This window comes from Vibrio sp. NH-UV-68 (assembly GCF_042940635.1).
GTDB classification, from domain to species: domain Bacteria; phylum Pseudomonadota; class Gammaproteobacteria; order Enterobacterales; family Vibrionaceae; genus Vibrio; species Vibrio pacinii.
Window position 1 is genome coordinate 1651740 of the sequence record NZ_CP134975.1, and the last position, 16317, is coordinate 1668056.

The 16317-nt window shown below is 42.1% G+C and carries 11 protein-coding genes and 1 tRNA gene; 5 read left to right on the plus strand and 7 right to left on the minus strand.

The genetic code is table 11. From position 1 onward, the window contains the following. Positions 1-40 precede the first annotated feature (40 nt). Entirely contained in the window at positions 41-265 is a 225-nt protein-coding gene (locus tag ViNHUV68_RS07625; protein WP_371720636.1) for a helix-turn-helix domain-containing protein, read from the plus strand. A 590-nt stretch (positions 266-855) separates the two neighbouring features. On the opposite strand, the gene ViNHUV68_RS07630 is transcribed toward ViNHUV68_RS07625, so the two are convergent. Genes ViNHUV68_RS07630 through ViNHUV68_RS07640 form a run of 3 tightly spaced genes read right to left on the minus strand, consistent with a single transcriptional unit; the run spans position 856 to position 7094 of the window. Beyond that, complete coding sequence (locus ViNHUV68_RS07630; protein WP_391087022.1) at positions 856-4032, minus strand: hypothetical protein; 3177 nt, start codon at positions 4030-4032, stop codon at positions 856-858. Then, positions 4029-6518, minus strand: a complete 2490-nt coding sequence (locus tag ViNHUV68_RS07635; protein WP_391087025.1) for a hypothetical protein — start codon at positions 6516-6518, stop codon at positions 4029-4031. Before ViNHUV68_RS07635 ends, ViNHUV68_RS07630 begins: the two co-directional genes overlap by 4 nt. A 9-nt stretch (positions 6519-6527) precedes the next feature. Next, on the minus strand, positions 6528-7094 hold the full coding sequence (locus ViNHUV68_RS07640) for a hypothetical protein (RefSeq protein ID WP_391087028.1): 567 nt from the start codon (positions 7092-7094) through the stop codon (positions 6528-6530). 263 nt (positions 7095-7357) lie between these two features. On the opposite strand from ViNHUV68_RS07640, the gene ViNHUV68_RS07645 reads away from it, so the two are divergent. Then, a tRNA-Val gene (locus ViNHUV68_RS07645) sits at positions 7358-7434 on the plus strand. A 104-nt stretch (positions 7435-7538) separates the two neighbouring features. Here the strand turns inward: ViNHUV68_RS07645 and ViNHUV68_RS07650 are convergent. Together ViNHUV68_RS07650 and ViNHUV68_RS07655 are read right to left on the minus strand one after the other, a co-directional pair. Then, the gene (locus ViNHUV68_RS07650; protein WP_391087030.1) at positions 7539-9098 is read right to left on the minus strand and encodes a pyridoxamine 5'-phosphate oxidase family protein; all 1560 of its coding nucleotides are present in this window, start codon (positions 9096-9098) and stop codon (positions 7539-7541) included. A gap of 84 nt (positions 9099-9182) precedes the next feature. Then, entirely contained in the window at positions 9183-9725 is a 543-nt protein-coding gene (locus ViNHUV68_RS07655; protein WP_038174656.1) for a carboxymuconolactone decarboxylase family protein, read from the minus strand. A 171-nt stretch (positions 9726-9896) separates the two neighbouring features. Here ViNHUV68_RS07655 and ViNHUV68_RS07660 point away from each other — a divergent pair, with 171 nt between their 5' ends. Further along, complete coding sequence (locus tag ViNHUV68_RS07660) at positions 9897-10784, plus strand: LysR substrate-binding domain-containing protein (RefSeq protein WP_391087033.1); 888 nt, start codon at positions 9897-9899, stop codon at positions 10782-10784. A gap of 451 nt (positions 10785-11235) precedes the next feature. Next, positions 11236-14748: an ATP-binding protein gene (locus ViNHUV68_RS07665; protein ID WP_391087036.1), complete on the plus strand. Its 3513-nt coding sequence runs from the start codon at positions 11236-11238 to the stop codon at positions 14746-14748. Positions 14749-14818: 70 nt separating this feature from the next. Here the strand turns inward: ViNHUV68_RS07665 and ViNHUV68_RS07670 are convergent, their stop codons facing one another. Continuing rightward, positions 14819-15442 (minus strand): bifunctional 4-hydroxy-2-oxoglutarate aldolase/2-dehydro-3-deoxy-phosphogluconate aldolase, encoded by a 624-nt coding sequence (locus ViNHUV68_RS07670; protein WP_391087039.1) that lies wholly within the window; start codon positions 15440-15442, stop codon positions 14819-14821. Between the two features lie 176 nt (positions 15443-15618). Between ViNHUV68_RS07670 and ViNHUV68_RS07675 the strand changes: the two genes are divergently transcribed. Next, positions 15619-15819: a DUF2986 domain-containing protein gene (locus ViNHUV68_RS07675; protein WP_038174652.1), complete on the plus strand. Its 201-nt coding sequence runs from the start codon at positions 15619-15621 to the stop codon at positions 15817-15819. Here the strand turns inward: ViNHUV68_RS07675 and ViNHUV68_RS07680 are convergent. Next, positions 15802-16281, minus strand: coding sequence for an NYN domain-containing protein (locus tag ViNHUV68_RS07680; RefSeq protein WP_038174809.1), 480 nt, complete (start codon positions 16279-16281; stop codon positions 15802-15804). The genes ViNHUV68_RS07675 and ViNHUV68_RS07680 overlap by 18 nt on opposite strands. Positions 16282-16317 lie beyond the last annotated feature (36 nt).

Here is a 16317-nt window from a genome sequence, read left to right on the forward strand (position 1 = left end):
GCATTGACGTCCCCTGTCAAGATACAAAGGGAAGCTTACTTTGGCTATTCGATATAAAATTTCGGAACTAATTGATAAAAAAGAGAAAGTTGAAGGGAGAAAAATATCTCAAGCTTCTATTGCTCGAGATATTGGGGTTCAGCGCTCTGCTATTAACAAATTAATCAATGATGATAATTACGTCACTACTACCAGTACGCTTGACCTACTTTGTAATTACTTCGGATGTAAAATTGAAGATCTGATTGAACATACGAAAGACTAACATGATTGATCGTTTTACTCTTTTATTCTAAATGAGGTGGTTCATTCACGCCGAAAATCTCACATTGAATCATGTGGTAACTCAAGTTATCTTCAAAGTAAGCGGTCAATCACCACACATACTAAACGAATTAATCGAGTGCCATAGTATCTTTTTCATTGGATGATGAACTGTGGACTAACAAAGTAATCGAGACCATTGAGCTCGAAAAGCGCCGAAACAGAAGCACTTGCGTTTCTGAACTTGTTCTACTTCGATGGTGGCTAAAGCATGTTTTATTTCGATGTGCTAAAGTCTAATACAGAAATGTAACTGGCTTCCGAAAGGTATACGTTATGCTATTTGTGATGACCATTGCAGGGCTAGCATTTGCTGTCTGCACTTTTGCATACTTTTCGCCACAAATCATAAAGTGGAGCGAGGGGCCGCATGATAAGGATAAGTAACTAGGAATTATGCTCGGTGGGTAATATGGGGGCTGAGCATTATTGCCGATTTCGTCTCATAGCTTTGATCAGTCAACGCCGATTTAAAATTGACCCACCTGAGTTGGGATAGAAAACTACCTATATTCAAGCGTACTTCCATGCTCAAGTGCCGATATTAGTAACCGACTGCTTGGCTGACAAATACACCACTAGCAATCGAAGGAAACTGACAAAGGCTTTTGTTCTCCGTGGGCGGCTTGGCAAATGTTCGGGCTCTTTACGCATATCGTTTACAAACCGTGTCTGCTTGACATGAATAGAAACGTAGCCAGGCGCTTTGTAAGCTAAGAATTTACCGTCATCACTTAACGTCGTTGTTGCAATGCTCTCAAATTGGCGCTTAAATTGATTTAAGCAATGAGGCAATACAATTGAAAACGCTGTATTGGTTAACCCTACGTTGTTGGCCAAAGCTTTCTTCCAAAATTCAGCATGATTCAAGTAGGGTTTCAGCTTATTTCCTTCAGTTAATGGTATGTCGTCCATATACCACTTAACACTGATATCAAAAGGCTCGAAATTCATTAACTTTAAAAATCTAAGTATGGTCAATGCAGAGTTTTTGTCCCTAGTTCGTAACAGCGAGTCTTTAGCACCGATCAAGTTTTCAATGCTCGGTAATAACAACGACAGTTTGATCTCGCTGTTTAACTGTTGTTCGATACTCATAAAACGTTTTATCAGCCCTTTAACGACACTGATGTTCGGTTTATTAAGCCGAGCATAGTTGATATTGGGTTCTGCTCTGTGTTTTGAGTTTCGCAGTGTTCTCGCAGTTATCTCCGCTTCCAGCTCCAGAACCGTGTTTACGCCATCCAACGTCATATTCAAATCATGGGCTATATTTTGTGGTGAGTGTTTCTCCGCTGTGCGACTGAGGATCCTCCAGTAGGTATCAAGCCCTAGCCCAATCAGTGATTTTCCAACCTTTTTCTTCTCTAGAGTTCTAATATCAAATGCATCATTGGATGTTTTAATCCCTGATGGATTTGGCCTAGTCGCGATGATTGCTTGACTTATGGAAGGCTTGGGCACAATTCGACCAAACAGATCAGTAGCTATACGTTGTCCCCAAACCAATCTTAACGCTGATAATTCTGCCTGGTGATTGGCATACAAGTTACGTCTCAAAAAATCGGCCAAATGAAAATAAGATGAAGCAGTGGTTGCCGGTGACGAATGCCCTAACATCTCCCCTACCGACCAAAATCCTTTTCGGCTAAACGGCTCTATTCCCAATCGTTCTAACAAAAAATCGCTTCTTTGGTTGCTAAAATGCGGATGATCTAAAAAAGCATAGCCTTCCACGTTTGTCAGAGCTCGGTGATAAAACTGCAACATAGTCCAGTTAGCAAACGAATGGCGGCAATGATGAAAACGAAGTGTGCCATCACCCGTCACGCCCTTTATCACTTGAGTGAGAAAACTAAACCCTTCATTGAGCTCTGCATCACCATAAAAGTGAAAGACAGAGCTATCTTTACTAGCGTACTTCACTCTCGATCTATCTAGAAAATCATAAACTTGAATTAACGCGGGCTTTGGCAATAAGGCATCAAGCGGTAAATTTCTCGAGCTGTCTTTGGATTTTAATTCTCGGTAGCGATTGGGGCGAACATGCAACGTCTGATAACTATCGCGGTACTGATGAAAATCTTTGAACTGCAATCCTTTGATTTCATTACGCCGTAAACCCGCATAAAACCCAAACACAAAACAAAGCGTTGCCAATTCAGCCTTTGGATGAGAGCTCTGTTCCAAAGCACTTAATATCCTATCTGCTTCATGCTGAGTGATCACATTAGCATCAGCATTGTGTTGCGCGGCTGGCACATCAATATCGGACAAGCAGAGGTTTGGCACTAATTCACTATCAATCAAGAACTCAGCGAAATAGGCAACATAAGCCTTCTTGCTAACAGAAGCGATATGCTCTATCACCGTGTTTAACTTTTCTGCCCAGTCAACTTCGTTCATTAAAGTCGGGTTGCAGCCATTAAACTCTGCAATGAAAGGCTGTGCAACATAATGAACATAAGACTTTATGGTATCTAAGCGTAACGTGCGCTTATGTTTCCCGCCATTTTTCAGCAAATGGTATAGCCATGAAAGGGTTAACCAGGCCCATGGCATTTTCTTTGTTGTCACGGGGTCTTCCAGTTTAACTCTTATTTTTTCCAATAGGCTGTGACGAATACGAATACTGGTCTTGCGGTTTTCCTTTTCGAGTTTTTTTGTGTATTTACTTACCACATTAAGTTGTTCTTTAGTCGTTAATTCTAAAATCTCAACGCTATTTGCATTGCGGCGCTTCCCATTGCAGCTCTCGGAAAAAGCGCCATCCCAACTTCGTGATTGCCTGACCGTCGTCGATATATTAGGAGGAGAGGTTGTGTCGTACTCAACACGTTCATTATGCAACAATCGGTACAACACATGCTCTGGCAGCAAAGCTGAATCAATCTTTCGTGTTGATAAACCGTACTCGATAGCACTTCGGCGCATAATGTACTCAAGCTTTAGCATCTGCCTAAGCTCAATAAAACTAAGAGTGACTTCTCCTGGCAATATACCTTTTTCACATAGATATCGATTCATCACACCAACAACCATTAACTTTTTTGATGTACATGTTTCATACCAGCGATGCAGGAGGAGTTCCGCTTTGGTAGATAGCCAATAACGTTTTTGTTGATAAGGGAACAACCAGTGCTTATCAATTTCCAGCAAGCTATCCGCTGAACTCAAGAGCTTAAGGATGCCCTTTTGATGATCTATAGCCTCTTTAAGACACAGCCACAACGCTAGGAACCCACTATTTTCTTTAGGAGCCTTTAAATACTCGTGCAGTGCATGTTTAGATTCGAGTAAGTCATATATCTCATTGGCTAACCTTGAATTGAGAAATGTATCTGGTGTGAGTTGCGGGACTTCTTGATTCAGATAGGTGCTAGAACCTAACTCTGGTGCGCGTATTCCTAGCTCTTTTTCAATCACGACCAGCAAAAGTCCAAGTACTTTTCTATAAATTGGCTCTAATTCGATATTCTTAGGGAAGCGCTGCTGGATAGAGTTTAGAGACGACGATGTTATCTGGTTTTCAACATGACGAGCAGACTCAACCGTGAACTTGTAAACTTTCTTTATGATCTTACTTTTTTCTGAGTAATTCAGATTTTCAATCGAGAGCGATTTTAGATACAGTTCTAGTTCACGCTCTGCCTCTGGTTCAAACTTAAGCCAAAGCCCATCACTTTGAATACGTTGCGGTTTCTTCATGCTCGGCGTCTCGTCAAGAGTGATGGGATAGCTTCCCAGCCCATTTCACTGAGCATAGTATCTAGAATCGGCTGTAGTGTTCTTATCGAGTCTGCCATTGCAAAAGATGAAAATAGCTCCAGTGGGTTCTCCCCTGCAACCCAGTGCCCTAATTGAAATTTTATTAACTCTTGATGTACACCCATATTCTGCAAGTGTAAACGAAGGTAGTGCCTTCCAAAGTTCATTGGAATATCAGGTAAATGTTGACTGTATTGCTTTACAGATTTTGGGTAGGCATTGTAAGCAACCAACTTTTGCTGCTCGTTGAGCTTGAAAAATAAAAACAGTCCATCAGTCCCTTTAGAGTTTTTGACACTGATAAACCAATCAAGCTTTACGTTCTTTGATTTCAAGTCCAGCAACTGAGAATTAGTCGCTTGCCACTTATACTGGCTCGAATAATGTGGAGAGGCCACCGTTAGTAACCTCGACATTGCCTGTATGTGCGACAGGTAGTGATCTAACTGGCTTTCAAGTGTCTTAGCACAGGTCACCACACGCATATGCGCGAATGTTGTTATGTTATCTTTATCTGATATACACAGAGCCCCATACCTCTTCAGATATAAATTAAACGTGGGTAAGGGATTTCCCACCGCCCTATAGCCCGTCGAAGATAGGAGCATATATAGGGTATAGAGTGTATAAGCATTATGATAGGTCACGATTGAATGAAGATCACTTGCAGCATCAAACGCTTTTGTCTGGTATAAAGGCTTCTGAAGTGTTTTAACAAGCTGCCGCAACGATGATCGCTTAGCAGTAAATTGAGAACCAATCCCCTGTTCATTCTCATCAACAACATCGTCCGTCAGCTCTAAAGTTAGTTGCGATTGACAGGTTTGAACCATCGAGAACATTTCTGTATATAATCCAGCCAACTTGCGGTTCACCAGTTCCGTTGAGTACCACATGTAATGTCTTGGCGCTCGCGTGTAGTAACTCGATTTACCTGTCAGGCATTCTAACAATACAGGATCAGTTCTTTCACGAGCGACGACGTAATTCGTAAGATGATTGGTAATGCGTTTAATGCTGATCTGACAATGGTGTTTCTTGTTGATACTTTTTAGTAACTGCTCAACGGCTGCAATCAAACAATGATTTTTACTACCACTTAAAAATTTGCTCCCGACTGGCATACGCGCTTGTTCCAACGCCTCGCTTGCCCAACTAGGGAGCGCAATATGAATCTCGGTGCCTGCTGAAAGTAAATGAGTATTCAATCTTTGTGATCCCAACACCGCAGTCAATCCATGATGAGCTTTAAAAAACCACCGGCCACTTTTTGAATACAGCCCTTCACCATCAAAATCCTCAGTACTCAATACACCAAGTGTATTAACACCCTCTACATAACGGCCTAGAATCAAACAAAGCAATACAATGACTCTGACATGACGCTTATCGATACCATTAAGGCTTCCTTTTCTTGTTGATAGTAACTCATCAACTAAGTACTGGATTTCATAGGGTTGAAGAACGTTTCTACTCACTAGGCTTAGGTTGTGCGATTTTTTGGAGTCTCGCTGAATAAGCCTTTGCTGTAACCTTTCTTTGTGACTGTCTCGAATCACGGCTTTATTTGGCATTTCATGCCGTGGTTTAGCCAAGTCTGTGACTTCAGTTTTGATAAAGGCTAAAGGTGGAAAGTCTTCTTCAACAGTAATGCCCGTTAACTTTTCTTCTTCCGATAACTGAGGCTTATTTAACTTGCTTGTATAGAGATTATCGGTGCCATAAATACGCTCATAACCACTTCGTTGATATGCAGCTCGCATCGAAGAGACATTTTTTCTTCGCCGTTTGGTTCTGCTGGTCCAATCTAACCTATAAAAATGAATGAGTTCACGTACGTAATTACTCATTCTCTTGGCATCATTGTCATCTTTTGAAGTTGATAGATGCTTTCTATATTCCTCAAGTTGAACCGCAACATTCTCTGCATCTTCTCCGACCAAGCAATCATGTTCAAACAGTTGATCTGTATATAGCAACCGGTATGCCCTGAATGACTCCTCTTCTTTGCCTCTGGCTACGATTTTTGCTTCATTTGCAAAGTAGTGCTCAAGAAATAACAGCAAAGAGAGAGTGCCTTTTGAAGTGAAGTGTTCTGAAAAAGTAAATAACAATGAAAAAATTGGTCGTTCACTTTTGGAACCATGAGGTAACTTTTGGAATGAGTACTTTGGATAGGCGTCATGATCGACTTTCATAAAAACGTCGAACAAAGATGAACTGACCGATTGTGCTATGGAAAATGTTTTAAAAAACTGATGCGGATGGTTCAGACAAGCTGATTCGAGGGTATGCAAAACATACTGTAGTGATTGAAAATCTTCTGGACACTCAATCGTGTTTAAAAATGCGCACCAAACCTTAGCTAATTCTTGCGAAATGTCGGGACAAAGCTTAATCAAATTTTCTTCAGTTATCGCTCCCATTACATCATCCTAAATGTCTTTTTTTGAAGCTGAAAGGTAAGATGCCAGCGCTTCAGTAGACGTAATCTGGGGGTACAAAGACCGCCACTCTTCCGATTGAAGAATACTGCGTTTTCCGACGTCTTTCTTGAACCATTTTTTTAGAATGAATAGGATTTTTTTTGTGTCACTAACGAAGCATTTGTCGAGCAGATTATCGGTGAGGTCGAACTGGATTATTCGACGTCTTATTGTTTCTGATGGTTTTTTCTTTAATACGAAAACCGGCAATTCGTAGTCTGGAGATATGAGCTTTTGCGCATTGGCTGTCCGCAGATTTTCGATAGTAAAACTTCCTACGAGATATCGAAAGTAGCGGCGAGAGGGATACGTAATCACTGGTGATTGAAGTGTAGAGAAATTAAATAAGTATTCATTATTGAAGTTCACTTTCGGCTGAGTTCTTAACAGTGCGATCGGGTTGGCCTCACTGTACAGCTTCTCCAAAATGTCGTCGGGAACGAGATCGTCCAGGGCGATATGCTTCAACTCGACGTTATCAAAAAGAGTCGATTCAAACTTATTCAATTCCTTCATTGACTAAATCGCTGTATAATTTTACTACAATATAGGAACTATAGTATTTACAGCGCCTGGTGACCATGTGGTGACCAATATTTGTGATAAACAATACATTTCCAATCTGGGAAATGCTCGTAAATCATTGAATTAAGTAATTTATTGTGATTATTATTATATTAAAATACATTAGACATGTCTTGACATGGTAGGGGTCACCAGTTCGAATCTGGTCGGACCCACCACTCCCTAGAGTGCAGTAATGCAAGAACACAAAATTTGGGTCCGTAGCTCAGTTGGTTAGAGTACTACCTTGACATGGTAGGGGTCACCAGTTCGAATCTGGTCGGACCCACCAAATTTAGTTCCTTGTGAACAAAACAATAAAGCCCGCTTTTTAGCGGGCTTTATTGTTTTTGAATCTTCCCATTTTTGCTCGATTTAAATCTCTTCCATATCTCACTAAATTTTAAGCTTGAGAATACCCGTTTTGGCACGTGACACACATGGACACATCCAAAGTTGACGCTCTTTCTCGGTCAGGCAGTTGTCTCTATGGTCCACTAGACCCTGCTCAACTTCGACAACGCAACTGCGACATTCACCACTATGGCAACCACTTGGGATAGACACGCCCTCCTCTATAATTGCATTTAACAAAGTCTGGTTGTTAGCGACGTTGACTGTCAGATTCGATTGAATTAATCGCGCAGAAAAAGCTTGCCAGTTGTTCGCAGTTTGCGCTGAAAAACGTTCATATCGAATTCGGTTCGTATTTATGCCTAGCTTAGTTGCCGTTACTAACATTTCATCGATCAACGCTTCAGGCCCACACACGTAAAATACGCTCTGTTCTGGTGCTTGCGTTAGCACTTTTTGACAGTTAAGACGTTGTAAGCCCTCGGTATAGTAACATTGAATTTTATCACCAAACTCCCTTGATAACCGATCATGAAATGGCATTTGCTCTTGTCGTTTACCAGTATAATGAAGTTCGAAATCCCGCCCCTGCTCAGCCAGTTTCTGGGCCATTGGTTTGATTGGTGTAATACCGATCCCTGCAGCAATCAATACACTTGGCCGATGGTCGTTGTGCATCTCAAAATAGTTTTCAGGATGCTCGCAGTTAAGCCGTAAGCCAAGTGTGAACTGTTCATAAATCGCTTTCGACCCTCCGGTCCCATCACTTTTACACTGCACTGCGATTTCATAAATATCTCGCCGACTGGGATTAGAACAAATCGAGTATCGACGAGTAGTTAAGTCCCCAGTTTTAATAGTAATGGGAACAGAAAGATGGGCACCAGCGGATACTTCAGGCAGAGGAAGATTATCACGGTGGCGAAATTCAAACGCACGTACATTGGGAGTCAGCTGTCGTATTCCTGTCACAACCAAGGGCAATTTTCCATCACCTAAGCTTTCTGTCTGTTTTTTGTCTGTATTTAACGTCTTACTTTCTGCTTGCAAAGAGGTCTGAAAATGTGAAATTTCCAACTCTGTAAACCTAGGCGTTATATATTTGGGACAATTCCAATCAAATGCTTCAACACTAATAATGAAGGCGCGTTCAATTGGTGCTGGGTAATCCGCCACTTCTAAATGCGCTAAAGTATCCCAATCGTCGTCAGCAACTTGCTCAATCCGACCACTCAATTTGAGTCGACGTTGATTGGGGTAGTCCATAAAAAAGAGAGACACCCTATTATTGCCTCGAAAATTTCCTGCACTCACGTACTGTCGATTACCACTAAAATCGGCAAAGCCAAGCTTATTATTGTCCAATACCTTGATAAAACCTTTAGGGCCACCGCGATGCTGGACATATGGCCACCCCGAACTATTTACACTTGCCATATATACGCTATCACGTTGTTCAATAAATGATGCTTCAACTTCCGAAAGAATAAAATTGTAATCTTCGCCGTGCTCCATAGATTTATAGCTAGTTCGGCTGCCCATTTCTTGTTGAAAGTGTTTAACGTCATCGGTAAACATCAACTCTGCGTACTTATGCGGCATGAGCGCCTCCTTATAAATTTTATCGCATCCGAGTTCCTAGCATCTGGGTGACTAAGAACTCGAACTAAAGCTCAACACAGCAGACTATTTTGTGTGTAAGTCAACCTTCGGGAAATCGATTTCAACTCGGCTAGCTTTACCTAAAATGTTTGTTAAAATATTCATACCGACATGCGTAATTACTTCGACAATCTCGGCGTCGCTATATCCTGCATTACGTACTTGTAACAACTCTGCAGTTGATACCTCGCCATTTTTCTCTGCTAATGATTGGGCAAATTTGACGGCAACAGCCGCTTTACTGTCTTGACTGCCCCCTTTTCTGTTTTCTTCCATCTCGCTATCCGATAATCCTACTTTTCGGCCAATAGCTGTATGAGCAGATACACAGTATTGACACGCATTTTTCTGGGCTAAGCCAAGCGCAATTCTTTCTCGGGTTTGTTCATCTAAAAAGCCCGCGCCTGCGATGGAGTGTAAACCTAGAAAAGCTTTGAGTGCTGCTGGGGAATTGGCAAAAACTTTTAGAAAATTAGGAATAATGCCTAACTGAGATTGAATCGCCGAATAAAGTTCTTGTTGTTCACTGTCGGCATGTTGTTCTAAAACGATATTGATGCGGCTCATACTATTTCCTTTTTAATCAATGGTTATACATCTAAATCACCCAAAAGGTGTAAGTGCTCGATAAGAGGTTCTCCTCACTCGACGAAAACAGTGTGTCAAAAAGTGATTGAGTAAAGAATACCCATCAAGCACAATTGATTATTCCACTTAGCGGAATAATTAATTGATAGTATGGATCAACTACATCTTATGCGCGTTTATGTCGCCGTCGCAGAAAAACAAGGTTTTGCCGCCGCAGCTCGGCATTTAAATATGTCACCACCTGCTGTCACTAGAGCGGTTTTATCGTTAGAACAACAACTTGGTGTGAGACTGTTGATTCGAACCACACGCCATGTACGAGCAACAGATGTTGGTTTGCGATATTTAGAAGATACACGTCAAATTTTGCACGATATCGAACTTGCCAATCAAACGGCTATTGGTATTAACTCTGAGCCTAAAGGTGAACTGGGCATAACCGCCCCTGTGATGTTTGGGCAAAAACACGTTATGCCAGTGGTAGTCGAGTATTTACGTCGCTACCCTATGGTCAATGTTAACGCGGTATTTTTGGACAGAACTGTCAATCTTTTAGAAGAGGGGTTTGACTTGGGCATTCGAATTGGAACCTTAGCAGACTCAAGCATGAGAGCAAAAAAAATTGGCGAAGTTAAACTGATGCTTGTCGCATCACCGAGCTATTTAAACGTTCATGGTATACCTACATCGCCCGCAGACTTAAAACAACACACACTGATTAGCTCTTCGTCAAATAACTTTCCTCGCGACTGGCAATTTACCCACAATGGTCAAAAGACGAGGCTTCATATTCAGCCTCGTCTTACAGTAACAACCAATCAATCAGCAATAGATGCCGCTAAGGCCGGATTAGGAATAACTCGAGCAATTTCCTATCAAGTCGTTGAAGAATGTGAAAATAACCATCTTGTTAACGTACTTGAGTCATTCCAACCATTAGCTTTACCGATACACATCATCCATCGAGAGAGCCATTTTTCATCTGCAAAAGTTAGAACTTTCATAGATTTGATGACTGAAATGTATCGCGTTAATTAATACGCCTTAAGTGCACGGTACACGTCGTGTTCAGTTTTCGATCATTGCGGTGTGTTGATGGCATGCCGGTATAAACGGTTTCTCCCGGCCTAGGCAGTGCAACCGCAAGCCACCAAACTATTTAATCTCATTTAACGCTAGCTCAAGCTGCAATTAGCCCAACAAAAATCACTTCAAGTATTGAAAGCGCTCGTAGCCTATTTCCGAGCTTAATGTCGTATATACCCCTAACTTGACTTCAAGTCTCTGAGCTAAATCCCCCTCGCTCACACGATATCGTTAACAATGTTTAATCAATATCAATGCATTAGAACGTTGAACCTTTAAGACTGTGCTAATATTTTTATTCAAGGTTAAGAGTTGCATATGCTTTCTACACCACACCAAAGGTAAAGTCGTGTTTGATCATGTGTAGCGGTTAGTAGAGCTGACAACTATTACAGGAACCCTTATGAGAATAAAAAAAATCTGGTGGTGGTCTATTCCCTTGCTCATTGTGCTTGTCGTCTATGCGCTGAACACCTACAGACACAATTCTATCCGTACTGTTTATGATCACACCGCTTTCACCTTACAATCTCAAACTAGAGAGAAAGTCGCGGTGATACAACAAAGTATCTCGCGCAACATTGACCAAATACGCTTTCTTCATTCGACGCCACCAATTTCAGGAATAACACGGGCGCAATCGAACGGTGGCATTGATAACCTCGATAAAACCACGTTAGCTCAATGGCAACATCGACTCTCTACCATCTTTAAAGCGCTCATCGAAAATGACGCTTCTATCAGGCAATTGAGAGTGATATCCGTCGAAGATGCAGGTCAAGAATTTTTGCGCGTTGACAGAGAAAGCGGCAGAGTCACTATTCAACCGTCAACTCGCTTACAAAATAAGAGCGAAGAGAACTATTACGAAGCCGCTTCGACTCTCCAGCCCAATCAAGTCTACGTCGGCCCGATTAACTTAAATAAAGAGTACGGCAATATTGCCTACCCTTTGCAGCCTACCTATCGCCTGGCGATTCCGATTTTTTATGCTTCGGGAGCGCGTTTCGGTTTTATCATTATGAATATTGATGCGTCACCATTACTCAGCGCTCTCAATGCTGACAATTCGGTTCTGGATGCATTTTGGGTGGTGGACAACGACGGTTACATCGTTTTTTCACCGGTTGAAGGTTTTTCGTTTACACGCCAACTTGCGCCGGAAATCACACTTGACAGTGTCTTCTCTTTAAGTAGCAGTGCTCACAGTGACATCGTAGAGATGGTGAGCAAAGATAGCGCTCAGACACACTGGTTTGGATACAGAAGTACGCTTTTAACAGGGACGAACACCCAGCAAAAACTGTTTGTTTATGGCTTGATAGACAAATCAAAAGTACTGGAGCAGGTCAACCGCAGATTCAACGAAATTTTATTGTTAACACTTGGGGCGATGTCGATTGTGTTCATCGTTCTCTCGATGTTCTATCGCTCCTATGCCGCCAGCTTGAAACTTAATAAAGCCAACTTGATATTTCAAGCTATCGTTGAAGGCTCAACAGATGCAGTCATTTGTATCTCCCCCTCTGGATTGGTAAAAACGTGGAACAGTACCGCTGCTCATTTATTTAACGTTCAAGCTAATTTGGCGTTAAATCGAAACATTGACACCTTAGTGTCATTGAATTCTCTCGATTTGATGGATCAGATTGAACAGTGCAAAAGCAGTAAATCGACAATGAAGTTTCAAGATATTGTTTTTTTCAGCGACAATCGGCATCTGTACCTCGATATCATCATCTCACCAGTAATGAACAACCACATTGATGAGATTGATTCGTACGTAATTTCCGCAAGAGACGTGACCGAGATGGTTGAAGCTCAGGAAAAACTTAAACAATACAATACCAAGCTGGAAAACGAGGTCGATAAGCGAACGCTAGAACTTCAACAGCACAGTAAAGCATTGGAAGAAGCCCGTAACAAAGCGTTAGAAGCGAGCCAAGCGAAAAGTAATTTTATCTCAACAATCAGCCACGAAATGCGCACCCCGTTAAATGGTATGGTGGGAACACTCAGCTTGATCCGTAATGATTCGTTGAATACGGCGCAAAAAAAATACCTCACCATGGCAGAGAATTCTGTCAATACCTTATCCATATTAATCAACGATATTTTAGATTTATCGAAAATAGAATCGGGCAAATTAGAGGTGCATAACCAACGATTTTCTCCCCGTAATGTTATTGAAAGTATGGTTCAGTCAACGTCAGTGAAAGCGTTTAAAAAGGGACTTGAAGTGGTGCTAGACACCACCGAAATACGCCATAAATCGATAACTTGCGATCCGAACCGACTTAAGCAAATCCTCAATAATTTAATGAATAACGCCATTAAGTTTACGCAGAGCGGCACGATTAAAATCATCGCATCAACGGAACGTTTGGATGATATGGTACGCCTCAAAATCGAAGTCGCTGACACTGGAATTGGCATTGCAAAAGAGAACCAGCATCGTTTGTTCCAACCCTTTTCTCAAGAAGGGGCCGACACCGCCACTAAATATGGGGGAACCGGTTTAGGACTGTCTATCTGCCGCCAATTGTGTGAGCTTATGAATGGATATATCGATTTTGAGTCTAAGCAAGGCGTTGGCAGTCAATTTAATTTTTATCTAGACATCAATGCCTCAGAATGTGAAGCCATGCCTTCTGAATGTATATTAGATGGTGTAACGGTGGGAATCTCACTGGCCAACGCAGATTTAACTCAAGCGGTGGCCAAAGCGGTTGAGAATTTCGGCGGCAAATCTAAAGCCGTAGATGAACCACTGGATATCTGGCTCAGCGATCTCGATACCGTGGTCACAGAGAAAGACTCACCTCTGTTTGAAACTATTATCGAAGCAATCGAGAGCCACCGAATCACCCACCCAGAGTTACCCAATGTTATTGAACTGAGTGCGAGTAGCGTTCTACCTCCTTATAGAGTCTCTGATCAATTGAGTACTATTTTGGTCGCCAAGCCCTTAATCAGTCATGATTTAATTACCGCATTAATCGGCGAACTCGATACGTCAAACGACACTTCACATGATGACACGCAAAATGACTTCAATCCCACTTCTGTCGACTTATCAGGCGTCCATGTACTTGTGGTAGACGATAATGAGATTAATCAAGAGGTAGCAAAAGGTTTTCTGGCTCCATTAGGAGCGAACGTCAAAACAGCTGATAATGGCAGACAAGCGCTCGATTTAATCGAGCAAGCAATACTTAATAACACCCTATTCGACTGTATCCTCATGGACTGCCAGATGCCTGTGATGGACGGCTACGAATGTTCGAAGACATTACGCTTTAGCTCGCAATATTATGACGTGGTAAATACACCTATTATCGCGATGACGGCGAATGCCTTTTCTGGCGAAAAAGAGAAGTGTTTTGCTCATGGTATGAACGATTACATCACCAAACCTGTAAACGCTAAGCTTTTGATAGACAAAGTTTCTCGTTGGACTCGAAAACACCCTAGCAGTAATACTACGCAGGGCTTAAACCACATGCCTGCCCACCCAGCGCCTTCACGTTATTCTGGATGGAATAAAGAGGCGGCACTCAAGCGAATGGAAGGCGATGACGAATTGTTAGAACACATCGTGTCGATATTCCAACAATCTTCGGTTGAGTACATAGAAACATTAGAGGCAGTGATTAATCATCAGGATATTGACCAAATTGCGCATTGGGCCCATAAACTAAAAGGACTATGCAGCCAAATTGGTGCTGATGAGTTAAGTGAGTTGATGGCTGAGCTTGAGCAAGAAGTCCGATACAACGAAGCGGTCAATTTTAAAACGATAAATGAGATTTTACAGCGCAGCCTAAGTGAGTTTGCTAATTTAAAAACCGCGCTTAACGACGAGTACAATCTTGAGGCTACCGACGATATCACGGTGTCAAAAGATACCGTTTAGCCTCAAAATCGGTGACCAGTTCTCAGTTAAGATGTGGTTTTGCGCGAAGTGAAAACAACAACACATTTCATCAACTAATGATATCAGCAACCTTACGTACCAACTGTCCCAGTTCATCCCATTGCTGATTGTCAATCAAATCACCAGGAACCATCCAGGTACCACCACACGCTAAGACTGAGGGAACAGACAGGTAATCTTTGACATTGCTTGGGCTCACACCACCTGTGGGCATGAAGCTCACTGGGTAAACCGCTGACAATGCTTTTAGCATTGCAACGCCACCTGATGGCTCTGCTGGGAAGAATTTTAGCGTACGCAGACCCATCTCCATCGCTTGCTCAACGAGACTCGGGTTGTTTACACCTGGAACAATGGTCACATTACGTTGCTGACAATACTTCACTGTCGTTGGATTGAAACCAGGGCTAACAATAAAGTCTACGCCAGCCTCAATCGCTTCATCAACTTGCGCACTGGTTAACACTGTCCCTGCTCCAATCAACATATCGGGAAAAGCTTCACGCATGTTTTTGATCGCAAGCGCGGCGTGATCGGTTCGGAAAGTGACTTCTGCACATGGAAGGCCATTTTCAATCAGCACCTGTGCAAGCTTCACCGCTTTACCTGCATCTTTAATAGCAATCACAGGAACTACTTTAATTTCTGCCAGTTGTTTATTGAGATCTTTCATCGCTTTTTCCTTAAATGATAGGTGCAGCTACAAGTACTAGTCAGGCTGTTGTCGTATTGTCGTATCGATAACCGAGTTAACTTTTTACATCGTAGCTACAACCATTGAAGAGAATCAGGTGTTTGGTTGATTTTTTTTCTGATACTATTCGCGTTCGATTCGTTTTGGACTAAATCATGAACCGTAAGAAAAAGATCAATAGCATCTTAAAATCTAAACTCAAAAAGCAAAACGCCAAACTGCATAAGAGCAATAAACCGCGCTACATTTCAAAAGCAGAACGCGAAAAAAACGAAGCAGAACAAGCTATTGAGCAGAGTGACGTTGACACCGCTGCCAATCAAGATGAGCAACAGACACTACCTTCTGAGCAATAACTCTTCTTCGATCGGTACAAATCGGTCACACACATCAATCAGGGTTTGAGCCGTCAATCCCGGTACAGAATAAACATCAACTTTGACGCCAAAACGCTGCTGGACTCTTTCTACCAGCAGCTCAAAGTCACCGTCGCCTGAAAGCAAAATGATTCGATCTACCGTGGCTGCTGACTCAAAAACATCAAGCGCGATGCCGACATCCCAATCCCCTTTCGCACTGCCATCTTGTCTTTGGATATAGGGCTTAAGTTTGACGTTAAACCCGATACCTCGAAGAATATGATGAAACTGACGTTGTTTAGGATCTTGTGAGGCAATCGCATAGGCGTTTGCTTCCACCACTTCGACATCTGTCGTTGCCACATACCAAAACTGGTTGTAGTCAAAGTTAGCTCGATACTTGTCTCGAGTGGTGTAGTAGATGTTTTGCACATCGACAAAAATTGCGACTTTTTCCATCGTAAGCCCATAGGTGAGTGACATAACGAGCTATTC